The sequence below is a fragment of the Amycolatopsis sp. NPDC004368 genome (assembly GCF_053602515.1).
The window spans coordinates 284423-302513 of the sequence record NZ_JBSGDT010000003.1 but is presented as its reverse complement, the minus strand read 5'-3'; the positions used below and the strand labels follow the sequence as shown (position 1 = coordinate 302513).

Here is an 18091-nt window from a genome sequence, read left to right as displayed (position 1 = left end):
ACTATCTGTTATGGGAAGCTAGACTATCCAAGCTGAGAAGTCCTCAGGGTTTTTCCCCGAACCGGGAGTTGATGCGGCCGTGCGGATGGCCGAACTGAGCGCCGAATCCGGCATGCCGGTCGCGACGATCAAGTACTACTTGCGCGAAGGCCTGCTCCCGCCGGGCGAGCGCACCAGCCCCAACCAGGCGCGTTACGGCGACGAGCACGTGCAGCGCCTCAAGCTGATCCGCGCCCTGCTCGACGTCGGCGGCCTCTCGGTGGCGACCGTCGGCGGCGTCCTCGCGGCCATCGACGCGGGCCGGCCCACCAACGAGGTCCTGGGTGTCACCCAGCGCGCCCTCGTCGGCGGCAGCGATGACCGCGACGACGAGGCCCGTGCGTGGGCCCTGGACCTCCTGGGAAAGGTCGCCACCGCCCACGGCTGGAAGTTCACCCCCGAACACCCCGCGGCGCCCGGCCTGGTCACCACGCTGTGCACCCTGCGCGCGCTGGGCCACCCGGCGCTCGTCGACAGCCTCGACGACTACGCCACCCTCGCCGACCGCATCGCCGAGGTCGACCTCGACACCCTCAGCGCCCAGGCGTCCCTGGACCGCATCGTGGAGGCGGCGGTGGTCGGCACCGTACTGGGGGACCGGCTGTTCGCGGGGCTGCGGCGGCTGGCGCAGGGGGCGGAGTCGCGGCGGAGGTATCCGGACGGGTTGCGCTGAACCCTACTGCTGGCCCGGGAAAGAGAGCGTCTTCTTGATCTGGTCCCACGTCGGCCCGCCGACGTTCTCGATCTCCGCGGGCACCGTGAGCGACACGGCCCACAGCGAGTCGTTCGAAGTCTTGAGGAGAGCGAACGTCGTGCGGGTGATCCCGGAGTCCGAGCCGCGCCGACCGGGTTGGCTGTGTTCCGACGTGCGGTATTTCAGCTCGGTGCCGGCATCGGTTTTCGTGGGCGGTACGACGAAGTTGAACGAATTCGGGCCCGCGGCCTGGAGGCTGGCCTCGTAGTCCGACTCGTCGTGTTTGGCGAGGTAGCCCGGGAAGCGTTCGATGCGCAGGGACAGGTGTCCGTCCGGCGACACGTACTGCACCACTGTGGACGAACCGAGGTTGTTCGAGATCCGGCCGGCGATGAAGCGTTGCCAGCCTTCCGGCACCGAGATGACGTACTCGGTGTCGCGGGTGGCGTTGGCCGTTTCGCTGGCGTTGCCGTGCTGCGGCACCAGCTTCAGCTGCGCCGGTGCCTCCGTGGTGTTCGCCGACCCGGCGGGAGCGGCGCTGCCGGCGGGTGGAACGAGGGGCTGGCCGCTGATCAGGCGCGCGAGAGCGAACCCGCCGACGCCCGCGATGAGGAACAGCACCACCGCCGCCAGAGCCAGCAGTGCCGACGCCCGCGTGCTGCGTCGTGCGGGGGCCGCCGCGGCGACGGGGGCCGGGGCGGCCGGCGCGTTCTGCCGCAGGAACGGCAACGGTCCGGGGTCCGCCGCGAGCGCACCACTGCGTTCCGACTTCTTCTGCGCGGCAGCGGACCCGGTCGGCGCCACCGTCTCCAGCACCTGCGTGTCGGTGGCGTCGAGCTGCGCGGAGGTCTTCTTCCCGTCCGGCGTGCGGAACAGCTCCGGTCCGAACAAGTCGAGCGCGGTCTTGCCCTGCAACGGGTACAGCCGGTGGCGGACCTCGCGCAGCGAGATCCGCTTCTCCGGTTCCTTCTTCATCAACGCGGCGATCACGTCGGCCAGCGGCCCCGGCTTCGGCTTGGGCACCGAGCCGTTCACGACCTTGCCGACCGTCTCCAGTGGATCGCCGTCCGCGTCGTACGGCGGGGCCCCCTCGACGGCGGCGAACAGCGTCGCGCCCAGGCCCCACAGGTCGGCCGCCGGCGTGACCGCACCGCCCGAGGCGACTTCCGGGGCGATGTAGGCGGGCGAGCCGAGCATGATCCCGGTGCGGGTCATGGTGGCTTCGGAGACGTTGCGCGCGATGCCGAAGTCGGTGAGCTTGATGCGGCCGTCACCGGCCACGAGCACGTTGCCCGGCTTCACGTCGCGGTGGGTGATGCCGGCGTCGTGCGCCGCTTCGAGCGCGGCGGCGACGGCGATGCCGACGGCCGCCGTCTGCTCCACGGTGAGCGGTCCGTGATCACGCAGGATGTGCGCGAGGCTGCGCGAGGGCAGCAGCTCCATGACCACGAACGGTTCGTTGTTGTCGCGCGCGACGTCGTGCAGGATGATCACGTTCGGGTGCGACAGCACCGCGATGGCGCGCGCCTCGCGCAGCGTCCGCTCGCGCAGCTCGTCGGCCTGCGACGCCGGGACGCCCGGCGGCAGCTTCATCTCCTTGACGGCCACCGGCCGGTGGAGGAACTCGTCGTAGGCCGACCACACCGTGCCCATCGACCCCGCGCCGAGCACGGAGCGCAGCCGGTAGCGCCCGGCGACCACCCGGGACGACTGCCCCGAGCCGGACTCCGGTGTGCTCGGCTCGTTCGGGCTCGGCTCTTCCTGCGAGGACGACACCCCCTGATTGTGTCGTAAGGCACCGACACACTTCGACCCAGTGGGCAAGAGGTGCCCCGCCCGTGTTCGGCGGATACCCCTGAACACTCCGGTGGGGCGACTAGAGTCACAGGTGCCGGCACTGGCGTGCCTCTACCATCACTGGGTATGACGAACGTGGCTGGGCCGATCTCCGGACCCGAGCTCGCGCTGGCCGCCGGGTTCCCGGCCGCCGACCGGGCGCGGTGGCAGGAACTCGTGGCGGGAGTGCTGCGCAAGAGCGGCCGCCTGCCGGAGGACTTCACGGGCGCGCCGGAGAGCAAGCTCGTCACCCACACGTACGACGGTTTCGACATCCGGCCGCTGTACACGCGCGAAGACGCCGTCGGCGACGCCGGCTACCCGGGCTTGCCGCCGTACGTGCGCGGCGCGCGGCCCGAAGGCGTGGTCGGCACCGGGTGGGACGTGCGCGTGCGGCACCTGCGGGCCGATGCGAAGGCCACCAACACCGCGATCCTCGCCGACCTCGAAGGCGGCGCCACGTCCGTGTGGCTGCGCGTCGGAGTTGAAGGGCTGCCGATCGACGCCCTGGCCGACGCGCTGAACGAGGTCTACCTCGACCTCGCCCCCGTGGTCCTCGACGCCGGCGCGGACTACGCAGCCGCGGCCGAAGCGCTGCTGGACGTGTTGGCGGAGCGCGAAATTCCGCCCAGTGAGGCGGTCGCGGTGCTCGGCGCGGATCCGATCGGCTTCGCCGCGCGCACCGGCGAGGCACTGCCCGTCGCCCCCGCAGCCGAGCTGGCCGCGCGCGTGGCCGCGAAGTACCCGAAGGTACGCACGCTCGTCGCCGACGGCCTGCCGTTCCACGAGGCCGGCGGTTCCGACGCGCAGGAGCTGGGCGCGACCGTCGCCGTCGGCGTCGCGTACCTGCGGGCGCTCACGGAAGCGGGCCTGGACGTCGAAGCCGCGGCCGCGCAGCTGGAGTTCCGCCTGGCCGCCACGGCCGACCAGTTCCTCACCATCGCCAAGTTCCGCGCCGCCCGTCGGCTGTGGGACCGCGTGCTCGAAGTTTCCGGCGCGGCCGCCGGTACCCGTGGTATGCACCAGCACGCCGTGACCTCGCCCGCGATGCTCACCCAGCGCGACCCGTGGGTGAACATGCTGCGCACCACGGTCGCGTGCTTCGCCGCGGGCGTCGGCGGCGCGGACGCAGTGACGGTGCTGCCGTTCGACGCCGCTATCGGCCAGCCCGACGCGTTTTCCGCGCGCATCGCCCGCAACACCAACGCGGTGTTGCTGGAGGAGTCGAAGCTCGGCAGCGTGATCGACCCGGCCGGCGGCTCCTGGTACGTCGAGCAGCTCACCGATGAGCTGGCGAAGGCCGCGTGGGCCGAGTTCACCGCGATCGAAGGCGCGGGTGGCGTGGAGGCCGAGCTGGCCTCGGGCGCGCTGGCCGGGCGGCTGGCGGCCACGTGGGACAAGCGCGCGAAGCGCCTGGCCACGCGCCGCGACCCGATCACCGGCGTGAGCGAGTTCCCGAACCTGGCGGAGAAGCCCGTGACGCGTGAACCCGCGGAGTCCACTTCGGACGGTGGCCTGCCCCGCCACCGCTACGCCGAAGCGTTCGAAAAGCTGCGCGACGCCGCCGACCGGTACCTGGCCGAGCACGGCGAACGGCCGAAGGTCTTCCTCGCCACGCTCGGTCCCGTCGCCGCCCACACCACGCGCGCGGGCTTCGCGGCCAACCTCTTCCAGGCCGGCGGCCTCGAGGTCGTGAACCCGGGGGCGACCGACGACCTGCCCGGCGCGTTCCGCGAGAGCGGCGCGCGCATCGCGTGCCTCTGCGGCACCGACGCCGCGTACGAGGAGCAGGCGGCCGACGTCGCCGCCGCGCTCGGCGCCGAAACGGTGCTGCTCGCGGGCAAGGCGAGTTACCCGGGCGTGAGCGGCAACGTGTTCGCGGGCTGCGACGCGCTCGAAGTCCTGACCGGCGTCCACCAGCAGCTGGGAGTGGAAGCATGAGCGCAGCTCGCAAGCGAATCATCGAAATTCATGCCGGCGCCTCCCGATCGGCCGGCGTGCAACTCCTCATGGAGGCGGCGGCATGAGCATCCCCAACTTCGCCGACGTTCCGCTCGGCACGCCCGAGCCGGGCGATCGCGCCGCGTGGGCGCAGGCCGTGCAGGACGCCACCGGCAAGGGCCCGGACGCGCTGGCCTGGGAGACGCCCGAGGGCATCGGCGTGAAGCCGGTCTACACCGCGGAGGATCTGTCCGATGTGGACTTCCTGGGCACGTACCCGGGCATCGCGCCGTTCCTGCGCGGCCCGTACCCCACGATGTACGTGAACCAGCCGTGGACGATCCGCCAGTACGCCGGGTTCTCCACCGCGCAGGAGTCCAACGCCTTCTACCGCCGCAACCTCGCGGCCGGGCAGAAGGGCCTGTCGGTGGCGTTCGACCTGGCCACGCACCGCGGCTACGACTCCGACCACCCGCGCGTGTCCGGCGACGTCGGCATGGCGGGCGTGGCGATCGACTCGATCTACGACATGCGCCAGCTCTTCGACGGCATCCCGCTGGACAAGATGAGCGTGTCGATGACGATGAACGGCGCCGTGCTGCCCGTGCTCGCGCTCTACGTGGTGGCCGCGGAGGAGCAGGGGGTGGCCCCGGAGCAGCTCGCGGGGACGATCCAGAACGACATCCTCAAGGAGTTCATGGTCCGCAACACCTACATCTACCCGCCGCAGCCGTCGATGCGGATCATCTCCGACATCTTCTCCTACACCTCGCAGCACATGCCGAAGTACAACTCGATCTCGATCTCCGGCTACCACATGCAGGAGGCCGGGGCGACCGCCGATCTGGAGCTGGCGTACACGCTGGCCGACGGCGTCGAGTACATCCGGGCGGGCGTCGACGCGGGGCTGGGCGTGGACAAGTTCGCGCCGCGGCTGTCGTTCTTCTGGGCGATCGGCATGAACTTCTTCATGGAGGTCGCGAAGCTGCGGGCGGCTCGGCTGCTGTGGGCGAAGCTCGTGAAGCAGTTCGACCCGAAGAGCGAAAAGTCGCTTTCGCTGCGCACGCACTCGCAGACGTCGGGCTGGTCGCTGACCGCGCAGGACGTGTACAACAACGTCACGCGCACGTGCGTCGAGGCGATGGCCGCGACGCAGGGGCACACGCAGTCGCTGCACACCAACGCGCTCGACGAGGCCCTGGCGCTGCCGACGGACTTCTCCGCGCGCATCGCCCGCAACACGCAGCTGCTGCTGCAGCAGGAGTCCGGCACCACACGCGTGATCGATCCGTGGGGCGGTAGCGCGTTCGTGGAGAAGCTGACGTATGACCTGGCGCGCAAGGCGTGGGGCCACATCACAGAGGTCGAGAGCGCGGGCGGCATGGCGCGCGCGATCGACGAGGGCATCCCGAAGCTGCGCATCGAGGAGGCCGCCGCGCGCACGCAGGCGCGCATCGACTCCGGTCGCCAGCCCGTGATCGGGGTGAACAAGTACCAGGTCACCGACGACATGGAGATCGAGGTCCTCAAGGTCGACAACGCCGGCGTGCGCACGCAGCAGCTGGAGAAGCTGCGGCGCCTGCGGGAAGAGCGTGACTCCGCGGCGACGGAAGACGCGCTGCGGCGGCTGACCGAGGGTGCGCAGAACGACGGCAACCTGCTGGCGCTGGCCATCGACGCGGCGCGCGCGAAGGCCACCGTCGGTGAGATCTCCGACGCGCTGGAGAAGATCTGGGGCCGCCACTCCGGGCAGATCCGCACGATCTCCGGGGTGTACCGGGAAGAGGTGGGGAAGTCGGACAACGTCGAGAAGGCCCGTGCGCTGGTCGAGAAGTTCGCCGAGGACGAGGGACGCCGGCCGCGCATCCTGATCGCGAAGATGGGCCAGGACGGCCACGACCGCGGCCAGAAGGTGATCGCCACCGGCTTCGCCGACCTCGGTTTCGACGTCGACGTCGGCCCGCTGTTCTCCACGCCGGGTGAGGTCGCGCGGCAGGCGTCGGAGGCCGACGTGCACGTGATCGGCGTGTCGTCGCTGGCCGCGGGGCACCTGTCGTTGGTGCCGGCGCTTCGGCACGAGCTGGCGGAGCTGGGCCGTTCGGACATCATGGTCGTGGTCGGTGGCGTGATCCCGCCGCAGGACTACGACGAGCTGCGCGCCGCGGGTGCCGCCGCGATCTTCGGCCCGGGCACGGTCATCGCCGACGCGGCGATCGGCCTGCTGGAGCAGCTCGCGCACCAGGAGTCCTGAACCTTGCCACGCCGGATCGACGTCGCCGCCTACGCGAAGGGCGTGCTCGCGGGCGACCGCGGCACCCTGTCCAAGGCGATCACGCTGGTCGAGTCCCACCGGGCCGACCACCGGGCGCAGGCGCAGGAGCTGCTGGTGGAGCTGCTGCCGCACGCCGGGAGCGCCCAGCGCGTCGGCATCACGGGCGTGCCCGGTGTCGGCAAGTCGACTTTCATCGACCAACTGGGCACGGACCTCACCGCGGCCGGCCACCGCGTCGCCGTGCTCGCCGTCGACCCTTCGTCGACACGCACGGGCGGCTCGATCCTGGGCGACAAGACGCGCATGTCGCGGTTGGCCGTGGATCCCCACGCGTTCATCCGGCCTTCGCCCACCTCGGGCACGCTGGGCGGCGTCGCGCGGGCGACCCGCGAGACGATCGTGCTGATGGAAGCCGCGGGCTTCGACGTGGTGCTGGTGGAGACCGTCGGCGTCGGGCAGTCCGAGGTCGCGGTGGCCAACATGGTGGACACGTTCCTTTTCCTGACGTTGGCCCGCACGGGTGACCAGCTGCAAGGAATCAAGAAGGGCGTGCTCGAACTGGCCGATGTCATCGCCGTGAACAAGGCCGACGGCCCCCACGCCCGCGACGCCGCCCGCGCTGCCCGCGAGCTGTCGGGTGCGCTGCGGATGATCTACGGCAAGGAGGCGCCGTGGACACCCCCGGTGCTCACCTGCAGCGCCCTGGAGGGCTCCGGCCTCGACGAGGTCTGGGCGACCATCGGCCGCCACCGCACCTTGATGCAGGACTCGGGCGAACTCGCCTCGCGGCGCCGGCAGCAACAGGTGGACTGGACGTGGTCGATGGTCCGCGAACAGCTGCTCGACCGGCTGACCTCCCACCCGGCCGTTCGCGCTCAGGTCGCGGACGTCGAACGGGCCGTCCGCGACGGCGAACTCACGGCGACTCTGGCCGCGGAACGGATCCTGACGGCGTTCGGCGAGCCCGCGGAAGACTGAGCCTGCCGAAGCCCCCGTTCGGGTCCCCGCCCCGCTCACCGCCCCGCCAAACCCACCCTCGGTGGCCCACCGGCCCCCTTCGATGGACGAGCGGTCCCCCGAAGTGACTTTGGTCAGACCTCACGACCGCTCCACGTTCAGTGACGACCGGTCACCGTGTGGTGGTGCGGTCGGCGGGCGGTGGGGCGGGCTCAGCGGTGCGGCTCCACCGCGTGGCGGCTGCGCCCAGAGCCGTTCGACGGGCAGAATGCGACGCAGTGCCGTAGAAGGGATGTCATGGCGAAGGTGCGTGGACTGCTGCTGGCCGGCCTGCTGGGCGCGCTGTTCTTCTGCGCGGCTCCGGCCCAGGCGGCCGTCGTCGAGGTGCCGGCGCAGGTCGTCACCCAGGTCCAGTCCCACGTCGCCGCACCTGCGGAAGCGCTGTTCCCGGCGCCGCGACAGGCGGATCCGGGGCCGGTGCTCGACCCGACGCAGACCGACAAGGCGAACGCGCAGAAGACGCGGAACAAGCTGATCGCGGGTGGGGTCGCCATCGTCCTCCTGGCGATCGTGTTCTTCGGGCGCCGGCAACGCTCGAAGAAGAGCAAGGGCTGACCCGGCCGTTCACCCAGACCGAATTCCGCCGGGCCGTTCAACGCAGATCCGGTACCGGCCGTCTCGGGTCCCTCGTCGAGGTGCGCGGCTTGCCACCTGCATGGTGCACGATCATCTGCAAATGCGTACGACAGATCGAACAGCACGGTGCGGGTCCCCCGGCATCCTCCGTGTTGCGGGAGGAGGTGCGGCGTGACCGTGTTGGATTCACGTCCGGACGTTCCAGGCGACCCCCAGGGTCGCGTCGCCAACCCGATCGAGGCGCCCACCGCGCTGATCACCGAGGCCGGGGTCAGCATGGCACCTGTGGACGATCTCGGTGCGGGCCGTGGCCCGTTCTGGCTTGACGACTGGCTGCGGGCCAACGTCACCGACGTGCTCGCGTGGCGCCGGCACATCCACGCCCACCCGGAGCTGTCGCGGCACGAGTTCGCGACCACCGAGCTGGTCGTGTCGCTGCTGCGCACCGTGGGCCTCAAGCCCTGGGTGCTGCCCGGCGGCACGGGCGTGGTGTGCGACATCGGCCAGGGCGAGCGCTGCGTGGCGCTGCGCGCCGACATGGACGCGCTGCCGCTCACGGAGGACACGGGGCTGCCCTACGCCTCGACCGTCGAGGGCGCGGCCCACATGTGCGGCCACGACGCCCACACGGCCATCCTGCTGGGCGCGGCCCGCGCGCTGGCCGGCGCGCCCGAGCTGCCCGGCCGCGTGCGGCTGATCTTCCAGGCCGCCGAGGAGGTCATGCCCGGCGGCGCGCTGGACATGATCGCGGCGGGGGCGCTGGAAGGCGTCGAGCGGATCTACGGTCTGCACTGCGACCCGCGGCTCGAGGTCGGCAAGATCGGCACCCGCGTCGGCGCGCTGACCTCGGCCGCCGACCTGATCGAGCTGCGCCTCACCTCGCCCGGCGGCCACACGTCGCGGCCGCACCTCACCGCGGACCTCGTGTACGCGCTGGGCACGGTCATCACGTCGCTGCCGTCGGTGCTGTCGCGTCGCGTCGACCCGCGTTCGGGCACCGTCCTCGTGTGGGGCGCGGTGCACGCGGGCCAGGCCGCCAACGCGGTGCCGCAGGACGGCGTTCTGCGCGGCACCCTGCGCACGGCCGACCACGAGGTGTGGACGGCGCTCGAGCCGCTGGTCGCGTCGTCGGTCGAGTCGCTGCTCGCGCCCATCGGTGTCGGGTTCTCGCTCGACTACCGCCGTGGCGTGCCCCCGGTGGTCTCCGACCCGGAGTCCACGGCGCTGCTGCGCGCGGGCGTCGAAGCCGCGCTCGGTGAGCAGGGTCTCGCCGGCACCGAGCAGTCCTCCGGTGGCGAGGACTTCGGCTGGTACCTCGAGCACGTGCGGGGGGCGTTCGCCCGCCTCGGTGTGTGGCCCGGCCCGCCGGCCACGCAGTCCGACATCCACCGCCCCACTTTCACCCTCGACGAGCGGGCGCTGATGGTCGGTGTCCGCACGCTGGTCCACACCGCGCTGGCCACTCTGGCCTGAGTTGTCCACAGGTTCACCCGCTCGAGTTATCCACAGCGCCGCGAAGCTGTGGACAACTCGAGCGGGTGGTTTTTGCGTCCGCGCAAAGCCCTGGGGTCACCTATTTCACCCGGTCTTGTGAACTCTCACTGAGTTGTCGGACGGCCCATTCACCCCGGGTGGTCGCCACCCGGCGCACCACGATGACCGTATTCGTTGAAACGGCAGTTTTTACTTACGCGCCAACGAGTTGCGGTGACCATCAAGCACCTTTGACAACTCCGCCGACGGCCGCGAAACAAAGCGTCGCAAGCCAGAAAGGTGAAACAGTGTCAGGCGTTTACCGGCCAATGGTGAACGCTGTTCACGATGCCCAGGTCGGCGCGGGAATCCGCCGAGTTGTCCACAGGGCTGTGGTCAACCGGTGATCCCGGAGCACGGCCGGGTGCGCAGGTCATCCACATAGTCCGCGGGCGCTCCGGCGGCCTCCGCTGCGTCGGCGAGCACACCGAGGTAGCGGGCCGAGGGCAGGCCGCCCTCGTACGCGTCGAGCACGTACAGCCAGGCGAGCGCCGAGCCGTCCATGGTCTGGACCCGCAGGCGGATCTTGTTGTGCATGCCGAGCTCGCCGCCTTCCCAGCGGTCGAGCCCGGTCTCGTCGAGCGGGGTCACGTCGTAGAGCACCACGAACACGCGCGAAGCGGCGTCCTCGACGATCGTGGCCAGCGCACCTTCCCAGCCGAGGTCCTCGCCCCCGAAGGTCAGCCGCCAGCCCTCCAGCCAGCCGGTGCCGGCCATCGGTGAGTGCGGGGCGCGCTCCAGCATCTGGGCGGGCTCCATGTTCGATCCGTAAGCGGCATACAACGGCACGGGCGACAGCCTAGCGACCCACTCCGCGCACGAGCGGATGCACATGCCGTGTCCGGCCACTTCGCTTGCCGAAAGACCCCTCCGCGTACCGTTGGACCCACCGCCCACACGCGTATCGAGGAGGACCTCAGGTGACCAGGATCGTGATCATGGGCGGGGGCCCGGCGGGTTACGAAGCCGCCTTGGTCGCCGCGCAGCACGGCGCCGACGTGACGATCGTCGAGCGCGACGGCCTGGGCGGCGCTTGTGTCCTCTACGACTGCGTTCCCTCGAAGACGTTCATCGCGTCCTCCGGCGCGCTGGCGAAGATGCACGACCTCGGTGAGCTCGGCATCAACACCGACATCGCCGACACGAGCGTCGACCTGCCCACCGTCCACGGCCGGGTGAAGGGTCTCGCGCTCGCGCAGTCAGCCGACATCCGCGCCCGCGTGCAGCGCGAAGGCGTGCGTGTGGTCAACGGCACCGCCCGCTTCTGCGACGACGAGCCGGGCCTGGCCACCCACAAGGTCGCCGTGACCCACGCCGACGGCACCACCGAGCCGCTGCAGGCCGACGTCGTGCTGATCGCCACCGGCGCCACCCCGCGTGTGCTGCCCGGTGCCGTGCCCGACGGCGAGCGCATCCTCGACTGGCGCCAGCTCTACGACCTCACCGAACTGCCCGAGCACCTCGTCGTGATCGGGTCGGGTGTCACCGGCGCCGAGTTCGCGTCGGCGTACACCGAGATGGGCGTGAAGGTCACCGTGGTGTCCAGCCGCGACCGCGTGCTGCCCCACGAGGACGCCGACGCCGCCGCGGTGCTCGAAGAGGTCTTCTCGCAGCGGGGCACCACCGTCGCGAAGCACGCGCGCGCCGAGCGGGTCGAGCGCACGGAGAAGGGCGTGGCGGTCCACCTCGCCGACGGCCGCGTGATCGAGGCGAGCCACGCGCTGATGACCGTCGGGTCCATTCCGAACACCGCCGGCATCGGCCTCGACAGCGTGGGCATCGAGCCCGGCCCCGGCGGGTTCATCACCGTCGACCGCGTGTCGCGCACCAGCGTGCCCGGCATCTACGCCGCGGGTGACTGCACCGGCGTGCTGATGCTGGCGTCGGTCGCGAGCATGCAGGGCCGCATCGCGATGTGGCACGCGCTGGGTGAGGGTGTGGCGCCGATCAAGCTGAAAACCGTGGCCGCCAACGTGTTCACGCACCCGGAGATCGCGACCGTCGGCATCAGCCAGCACGCCATCGACTCCGGCGAGGTGCCCGCGCGCACGATCATGCTGCCGCTGGCCACCAACGCGCGCGCGAAGATGGAAGGTCTGCGCCGCGGTTTCGTGAAGCTCTTCTGCCGCCCGGCAACGGGTGTGGTGGTCGGCGGGGTCGTCGTGGCGCCGACGGCGAGCGAGCTGATCCTGCCCATCGCGCTGGCCGTGCAGAACCAGCTGACGGTGGACCACCTGGCGCTCACGTTCTCGGTGTACCCGTCGCTGTCGGGTTCGATCACCGAGGCCGGGCGCCAGCTGATGCGCCACGACGATCTCGACTGATCGATCTCGACCGATTTCCGGTTCCCGCGCAACCCGGCGTGGTTCGTCGCGTCTTGTGCGGTGACAGGCTGATGTGACGACGCACGACAAGGGGCCAGCGGGTGCGCAAGAGGGCGGTTTTCGTTGCGGCGATGGCGATCGGGACGATCGCGGTGGCCGGCCAGGCAGTGGCGGCGACCGGCGGGCACGCGCCCGCTCCCACCGGTCCGGCCCCCGCGGCGCCGGCCGTGACCGTGCAGCTGAACCAGGACACGCCGGCGATGCCCGGGCTGGTGAACCACTTCCAGCGCGGTGAGGACAACGTCGCGCTCGCCGACTGCCCCGGCGCGAATGTCGGTTCGACCACCTTCAGCTCGCCCGTGCTGAAGTTCGGGAACTACGACTTCGGCCCGTTCATCGGTGTGCAGGCCACCGTGTCCGCCGACGCCGAGCTCGCGCCCGGCACCGCCGCCGGCGACTACCCGCTCACGGTCGCGTGTGGCGGGAAGACTTACACCGCGAAGTTCTCGGTGCCGGCCGCCCAGGTGACCAAGGTTCCCGCGGGCGCGGCGAAGGCCGGCGACGGAAGCCTGGCTGAATAGCTTTCAAGACTGCGAACAAAGCCGCCGGAATTCGTTTCCGGCGGCTTTTTCGTGTGTGCCGGGCCGAGGTCCCGGTGTGCCCGAATTGTTACCCCTGCTGGCAACCCAGTGCAGGTCAGAGGCGTCTTCATGGTGTCGGAGGAGCGCGGCCGCGAAGCAGGGGGAACTGTGCTCGCGGGGTTGCGGAATCCGCTGGCTCCGTTGCGGAAAAACAGCTGAGGGGAAATTTCATGAAACGCATTGTGATTGTTTCGTCAATTCTCGCGACCGGGTTGCTTTCGGCGGCGCCGGCCTTCGCGGCCGAGGCCACCAAACCGACGCCCACGCCGCCGTCGAGCACCACTTCGCCGGTGCCGCCCACGAGCGACCACCCGGACAAGCCCCGGGCGACGCTCCTGGTCATGCCGCGCGCGGGGCGTGGCGGCGACACCGTGACCGTGCGGGCCGGGTGCGCGGTGGGGACGAGCAAGAAGCTCTCGTCGCCGGTGATCACGTTCGAGGCGCTCGAACCGGTCGGTTCGCCGCAGCAGCTGGACCCCGTGCCCGTGTACCAGGCGCTGGGGAAGGTGGACAAGGACGCGAAGCCGGGCATGTATGCGGTGACGTTCGTGTGCGGGGAGATCAAGGCCGCGCAGAGTTTCAAGGTGCTGCCGGCCAAGGGAGCGGTGACGCCGCCCCCCAAGCAGGTCAGCAAGGTGCCGGTGGGTGCGCCGCAGACGGGTGGCACGGACGGTCCGGTCGGCGACTCGTCGTCCGGGCTCGCGGTGGCGGCGGGAGCGATGGGCGTGCTCGCCGTCGGCGGTGCGGGGATGGCGCCGACGCGGCGGCAGCGCGGCTGAGGCGGGCGGTCGCCGGAGGGACCCCTCCGGCGACCGCACTCAGTCACCTGATGGGGTGAGGACCGCACGCTCGAAGGGGGAGACGTGATCAGGAAGAGGTTCGCCGCGCTGGCGTTGGTGACTGCGGCTCTGCTGGGCGGTTGTGCCGCGCCGCCGGCGCCGGTCGGTTCGGCGCCGGTCCCGCATTCGCCGGCGCCCGTGGCGGAGTCGGCCGTGCTGCCGAAGTCGAAGCCGGTTTCGCTGGACATCCCGAAGATCGGTGCGCGCTCCACGCTCGTGCCGCTGGGGCTCAACGCCGACAACACCGTGCAGGTGCCGCCGTTGAGCACGCCGTTGCAGGCCGGCTGGTACGAGTACTCGCCGACGCCGGGGGAGCGCGGCCCGGCCGTGGTCCTCGGGCACGTGGACGGCAACAAGCACGAGGGGATCTTCTTCCGCCTCAAGGACATGGCGCCGGGTGACGACGTGTCGATCGCGCGCGCCGACGGCACCACGGCGCACTTCGTGGTGACCAGGGTGGACCAGGTGCCGAAGGACGTCTTCCCGAGCGACGCCGTGTACGGCGACACTCCTGATTCGGAGCTGCGCCTGATCACGTGCGGCGGGGTGTTCGACCGGTCGGCACACAACTATGTGGACAACGTGATCGTCTACGCGCGACTGGTGGCCGGCGGTAATTGATCGCCCCTGCTCGTTGGTGGTGGGAGGTCGTTGAGCCGCGCACGCGTTCGGCGGAGCCGACGCAGGCAAAACTGTCGGGGGTCGGTGCGAGACTGTGACCACAGGCACAACTCCGCGACAGATCCATGGGGAGAAACGATGTTGTTCCGCGACGAACGCTGGCCCGACGGCACGCCGTGCTGGGTCGACCTGATGGTGCCCGACAGAACCGCCGCCGCGCGGTTCTACCAGGAGCTCCTGGGCTGGGACGTGCAGTTCGGCGGTCCTGAGACGGGGGGTTACGGCATGGCGCTGCTCGCCGGCCGTCCGGTGGCCGGGGTGGGGGAGACCCCGCCGGAGCAGGCCGGCACGCCGGCCGTGTGGACCACGTACCTCAGCGTGTCCGATGTGGACAAGACGGTGGCGGCCATCGTCGAGGCCGGCGGGCAGGTCATCGCCCCGCCGATGGACGTGATGGCCGAGGGCCGCATGGCCATCGCCGCCGACCCGACGGGCGCGGTGTTCGGCCTCTGGCAGGCGGGCCGCCACTACGGCACGCAGGTCACGCTGGCGCCGGGCGCGCCGGCGTGGAACGAGGACATGTCCCGCGACTTCGCCGCCGCCAAGGCTTTTTACGGCAGCGTGTTCGGTTATACGTTCAACGACATCTCCACCGACCAGTTCACCTACGCCACGCTGGACATCGACGGCCGCCCGACCGGCGGCATCGGCCAGGCCACCGGCGACTACGAACCCGGCTGGATGACCTACTTCTGGTCCTCCGACGTCGACGCCGCCGCCGCCCGAATCCCCGAACTGGGCGGCACCGTGGTCGAGAACCCGGTGGACACGCCCTTCGGCCGCATGCTCATGGCGAAGGACAACCAGGGTGCGTCGTTCCAGCTGATGGCGCCCAACGAACAGTCCGGCACGCGGGAGGGCTGGGGCGCCTGAAACCGGGCGCCTGACCGGTCCGGCCCTCACCCCGAAAGGTGAGGGCCGGGCTCGGGACGCTGAACGGCTGGAACGGCGAGAAATCGCATCCGCCCGGTTCGGTCCTCGCCTGAGGGCCGCCAGGTTGGTCCAGCCGACCCCGCCGGACGACCTCGGCGCTCATGAACCGCCCGAAAACAACCGCGCCTGAAAAAGATCAGCCCGGCCCTCACCCAGAAGGGCGAGGGCCGGGCCCGGCCGGGCTCAGTCGACCCAGTCGAACGTCTTCGTCACGGCCTTCTTCCAGTTGCGGTACTCCGACTCGCGGCGGGACTCGTCCATTGACGGGTCCCACTGCTTGTCCTGAGCCCAGTTCTTGCGGATGTCGTCCTCCGACTCCCAGAACCCGACGGCCAGGCCGGCCGCATACGCCGCGCCCAGGGCGGTGGTCTCGGCGACCACCGGGCGGATCACGGGGACGCCGAGGATGTCGGCCTGGAACTGCATGAGCAGCTCGTTCACGACCATGCCGCCGTCGACCTTGAGGGACTTGAGCGGCACGCCGGAATCGGCGTTCATGGCGTCGATGACCTCGCGCGACTGGAACGCCGTGGCCTCGAGCACGGCGCGCGCGAGGTGGCCCTTGTTCACGAACCGCGTGAGGCCCACGATGGCGCCGCGGGCGTCGGAGCGCCAGTACGGGGCGAACAGGCCGGAGAACGCGGGCACGAAGTACGCGCCGCCGTTGTCCTCCACCGTGCTGGCGTGCTGCTCGATCTCCGCCGCCGACGAGATCATGCCGAGGTTGTCGCGCAGCCACTGCACGAGCGAACCCGTCACGGCGATCGAACCCTCGAGCGCGTAGACGGTGTCCTTCGAGCCGATCTTGTAGCAGACCGTCGTCAGGAGCCCGTTGTCCGACATGACTTTTTCAGTGCCCGTGTTGAGCAGCACGAAGTTGCCGGTGCCGTAGGTGTTCTTGGCCTCGCCGGGGGAAAGGCAGGCCTGGCCGAACGTCGCAGCCTGCTGGTCGCCCAGGATCCCGGCGATCGGCACACCCGCGAGTGCACCCTTTTCGCGCACCTTGCCGTACTCCTCCGACGAGGAGCGGATCTCCGGCATCATCGAGAGCGGAATGCCCATGTCCGCGGCGATGTCCGCGTCCCACTGCAGCGTGTCGAGGTCCATCAGCAGGGTGCGCGAGGCGTTCGTCGGGTCGGTGACGTGGATGCCGCCGTCGACGCCGCCCGTCATGTTCCACAGGACCCACGTGTCCATGTTGCCGAAGACCAGGTCACCGGCCTCGGCCTTGGCGCGGGCGCCTTCGACGTTGTCGAGGACCCACTTGATCTTCGGGCCCGAGAAGTACGTCGCGAGCGGCAGGCCCACCTTCTGGCGGTAACGCTCCTGCCCACCGCCGAGCGCACCGAGGTCGGCGACGACCTTGTCCGTGCGCGTGTCCTGCCAGACGATCGCGTTGTACACCGGCCGGCCCGTGGTCCGGTCCCACACCAGCGCCGTCTCGCGCTGGTTGGTGATGCCGACGGCGACGATGTCCCGCGTGTGCAGGTCGGCCTTCGCGACCGCGCCACCGGCGACCGCGCGCGTGTTTTCCCAGATCTCCTCGGCGTTGTGCTCGACCCAACCGGCCTTGGGGAAGATCTGCTCGTGCTCACGCTGGTCGACGGCCACCACCCGGCCGGAGTGGTCGAAGATCATGCAGCGGGTCGACGTGGTGCCCTGGTCGATCGCGGCTACGTACGAAGTCATCGTTGCTCCCTCGGTCTGGCGGGCTCCATCGGAACGCTGGACTCGCCCGTCATTCGGCGGCCGTCCGCTGGCTCGGCGCCGATTCGTCGGCCGGGACGCGCCCCGGCTCGGGCAGGAACTCGCCGGCCTTCTCCCGGGCCGTGAGGACCTGGCCGATGAGCAGGTCGTAGATCAGGATGCCGACCAAACCGCCGACGAGTGGTCCGACGATCGGAATCCACCAGTAGTTGCTGAACCATTCGCCGTTGCCGGGGAACGCCTTGTTCCCCCACCCTTCGAACAGCGTCAGCAGCCTCGGTCCGAGGTCGCGTGCGGGGTTGATCGCGTAACCGGCGTTCGTGCCGAACGACAGCCCGATCCCCACGACCACGAAGCCGATCAGGGCCGGCCCCAGGTTGCTCTCGGGGGCGTTGTTCCGGGTGTCGATCAGCGCCGCGATGATCCCGACGAGGATCGCGGTGCCGACGATCTGGTCGAGCAGCGGTCCCCACACCCCGTTCCCGAAGTACTCGGCCGGGAAGGTGGCGAAGATGGAGAACGTGCCCAATGAGTCCGGTCGCGACAGTGGTGGGTTCTGCGCGGCGTTGAAGGCGTTGATGGCGTCGTGGTACACGGCGTAGACCACTGCGGCCCCGGCCAGTGCGCCGAGCACCTGCGCCAACCAGTACGGCCCCACCTTGGCCCACGCGAACTTGCGCCGGACGGCGAACGCCAGCGTCACCGCCGGGTTGAGGTGCGCGCCGCTGATACCGGCGGCCATGTAGACCGCGAACATCACCGCGAAGCCCCAGCCGAAGGCAATGATCAGCCAGTTGGCCGGACCGAAATCGACCGACTGCCGGCCGGATCCGGGGAGACCCACCACCGCGACCGCGACCGAGCCGCAGCCGAGCAGGATGATGACGGCTGTCCCGAGAAACTCGGCGAGCATTTCGCCGCCAATGTTCGAGCGCAGTCGGCTCCAACCGTTTGACCTCTGAGAGATTTGCTCGCTCATCGCTTCCCCTCTCACTACGACGCCTCCTTGCGCCGAGGCCTACCATGCTGCTCTGCCTCGTCGGAACGGACAAGTTTCC

At 70.4% G+C, this 18091-nt stretch carries 15 protein-coding genes; 11 read left to right on the top strand and 4 right to left on the bottom strand.

All coding sequences use genetic code 11. From position 1 onward, the window contains the following. The first annotated feature begins 85 nt into the window (after positions 1-85). Positions 86-712, top strand: a complete 627-nt coding sequence (locus tag ACWEOE_RS07460) for a MerR family transcriptional regulator (RefSeq protein ID WP_452005240.1) — start codon at positions 86-88, stop codon at positions 710-712. A 3-nt stretch (positions 713-715) separates the two neighbouring features. Here ACWEOE_RS07460 and ACWEOE_RS07455 read toward each other — a convergent pair whose 3' ends face one another. Continuing rightward, positions 716-2434 (bottom strand): serine/threonine-protein kinase, encoded by a 1719-nt coding sequence (locus ACWEOE_RS07455; protein WP_452005676.1) that lies wholly within the window; start codon positions 2432-2434, stop codon positions 716-718. Positions 2435-2656: 222 nt separating this feature from the next. On the opposite strand from ACWEOE_RS07455, the gene ACWEOE_RS07450 reads away from it, so the two are divergent. The 5 genes from ACWEOE_RS07450 (at position 2657) to ACWEOE_RS07430 (ending at position 9848) form a co-directional block, all read left to right on the top strand. Next, positions 2657-4510 (top strand): methylmalonyl-CoA mutase family protein, encoded by a 1854-nt coding sequence (locus tag ACWEOE_RS07450; protein WP_452005238.1) that lies wholly within the window; start codon positions 2657-2659, stop codon positions 4508-4510. Positions 4511-4592: 82 nt separating this feature from the next. Further along, positions 4593-6761: a methylmalonyl-CoA mutase gene (gene scpA / locus ACWEOE_RS07445; protein ID WP_452005236.1), complete on the top strand. Its 2169-nt coding sequence runs from the start codon at positions 4593-4595 to the stop codon at positions 6759-6761. 3 nt (positions 6762-6764) lie between these two features. Further along, the gene (meaB, locus tag ACWEOE_RS07440) at positions 6765-7760 is read left to right on the top strand and encodes a methylmalonyl Co-A mutase-associated GTPase MeaB (RefSeq protein ID WP_452005234.1); all 996 of its coding nucleotides are present in this window, start codon (positions 6765-6767) and stop codon (positions 7758-7760) included. 276 nt (positions 7761-8036) lie between these two features. Beyond that, a complete protein-coding gene (locus ACWEOE_RS07435) occupies positions 8037-8354 on the top strand; it encodes a hypothetical protein (protein ID WP_452005231.1) in 318 nt (105 codons plus the stop codon). A gap of 192 nt (positions 8355-8546) precedes the next feature. After that, positions 8547-9848, top strand: coding sequence for an amidohydrolase (locus ACWEOE_RS07430; RefSeq protein ID WP_452005229.1), 1302 nt, complete (start codon positions 8547-8549; stop codon positions 9846-9848). A gap of 396 nt (positions 9849-10244) precedes the next feature. Here the strand turns inward: ACWEOE_RS07430 and ACWEOE_RS07425 are convergent, their stop codons facing one another. Next, positions 10245-10697 carry a gamma-glutamylcyclotransferase gene (locus ACWEOE_RS07425; RefSeq protein ID WP_452005226.1) on the bottom strand — a complete coding sequence of 151 codons (453 nt, stop codon included), beginning with the start codon at positions 10695-10697 and terminating at the stop codon, positions 10245-10247. Between the two features lie 131 nt (positions 10698-10828). On the opposite strand from ACWEOE_RS07425, the gene ACWEOE_RS07420 reads away from it, so the two are divergent. From ACWEOE_RS07420 to ACWEOE_RS07400, 5 genes are all read left to right on the top strand, one after another. Continuing rightward, complete coding sequence (locus tag ACWEOE_RS07420) at positions 10829-12232, top strand: NAD(P)H-quinone dehydrogenase (protein ID WP_452005223.1); 1404 nt, start codon at positions 10829-10831, stop codon at positions 12230-12232. 131 nt (positions 12233-12363) lie between these two features. Next, entirely contained in the window at positions 12364-12813 is a 450-nt protein-coding gene (locus ACWEOE_RS07415; RefSeq protein WP_452005220.1) for a hypothetical protein, read from the top strand. Between the two features lie 230 nt (positions 12814-13043). Next, a complete protein-coding gene (locus ACWEOE_RS07410) occupies positions 13044-13652 on the top strand; it encodes a hypothetical protein (RefSeq protein ID WP_452005218.1) in 609 nt (202 codons plus the stop codon). 84 nt (positions 13653-13736) lie between these two features. Continuing rightward, positions 13737-14333 carry a class F sortase gene (locus tag ACWEOE_RS07405; protein WP_452005215.1) on the top strand — a complete coding sequence of 199 codons (597 nt, stop codon included), beginning with the start codon at positions 13737-13739 and terminating at the stop codon, positions 14331-14333. A 138-nt stretch (positions 14334-14471) separates the two neighbouring features. Next, positions 14472-15266, top strand: coding sequence for a VOC family protein (locus ACWEOE_RS07400; RefSeq protein WP_452005212.1), 795 nt, complete (start codon positions 14472-14474; stop codon positions 15264-15266). A gap of 243 nt (positions 15267-15509) precedes the next feature. Here the strand turns inward: ACWEOE_RS07400 and glpK are convergent, their stop codons facing one another. Together glpK and ACWEOE_RS07390 are read right to left on the bottom strand one after the other, a co-directional pair. Continuing rightward, on the bottom strand, positions 15510-17015 hold the full coding sequence (gene glpK, locus ACWEOE_RS07395) for a glycerol kinase GlpK (protein WP_452005209.1): 1506 nt from the start codon (positions 17013-17015) through the stop codon (positions 15510-15512). Positions 17016-17064: 49 nt separating this feature from the next. Next, entirely contained in the window at positions 17065-18012 is a 948-nt protein-coding gene (locus ACWEOE_RS07390; RefSeq protein WP_452005207.1) for an MIP/aquaporin family protein, read from the bottom strand. Positions 18013-18091 lie beyond the last annotated feature (79 nt).

Coding starts and splice junctions, on each gene's coding strand:
- ACWEOE_RS07410 (WP_452005218.1), top strand. CDS start 13,044: ATGAAACGCATTGTGATTGTTTCGTCAATTCTCGCGACCGGGTTGCTT.
- ACWEOE_RS07390 (WP_452005207.1), bottom strand. CDS start 18,012: ATGAGCGAGCAAATCTCTCAGAGGTCAAACGGTTGGAGCCGACTGCGC.
- ACWEOE_RS07450 (WP_452005238.1), top strand. CDS start 2,657: ATGACGAACGTGGCTGGGCCGATCTCCGGACCCGAGCTCGCGCTGGCC.
- ACWEOE_RS07435 (WP_452005231.1), top strand. CDS start 8,037: ATGGCGAAGGTGCGTGGACTGCTGCTGGCCGGCCTGCTGGGCGCGCTG.
- ACWEOE_RS07400 (WP_452005212.1), top strand. CDS start 14,472: ATGTTGTTCCGCGACGAACGCTGGCCCGACGGCACGCCGTGCTGGGTC.
- ACWEOE_RS07415 (WP_452005220.1), top strand. CDS start 12,364: ATGGCGATCGGGACGATCGCGGTGGCCGGCCAGGCAGTGGCGGCGACC.
- ACWEOE_RS07460 (WP_452005240.1), top strand. CDS start 86: ATGGCCGAACTGAGCGCCGAATCCGGCATGCCGGTCGCGACGATCAAG.
- glpK (WP_452005209.1), bottom strand. CDS start 17,015: ATGACTTCGTACGTAGCCGCGATCGACCAGGGCACCACGTCGACCCGC.
- scpA (WP_452005236.1), top strand. CDS start 4,593: ATGAGCATCCCCAACTTCGCCGACGTTCCGCTCGGCACGCCCGAGCCG.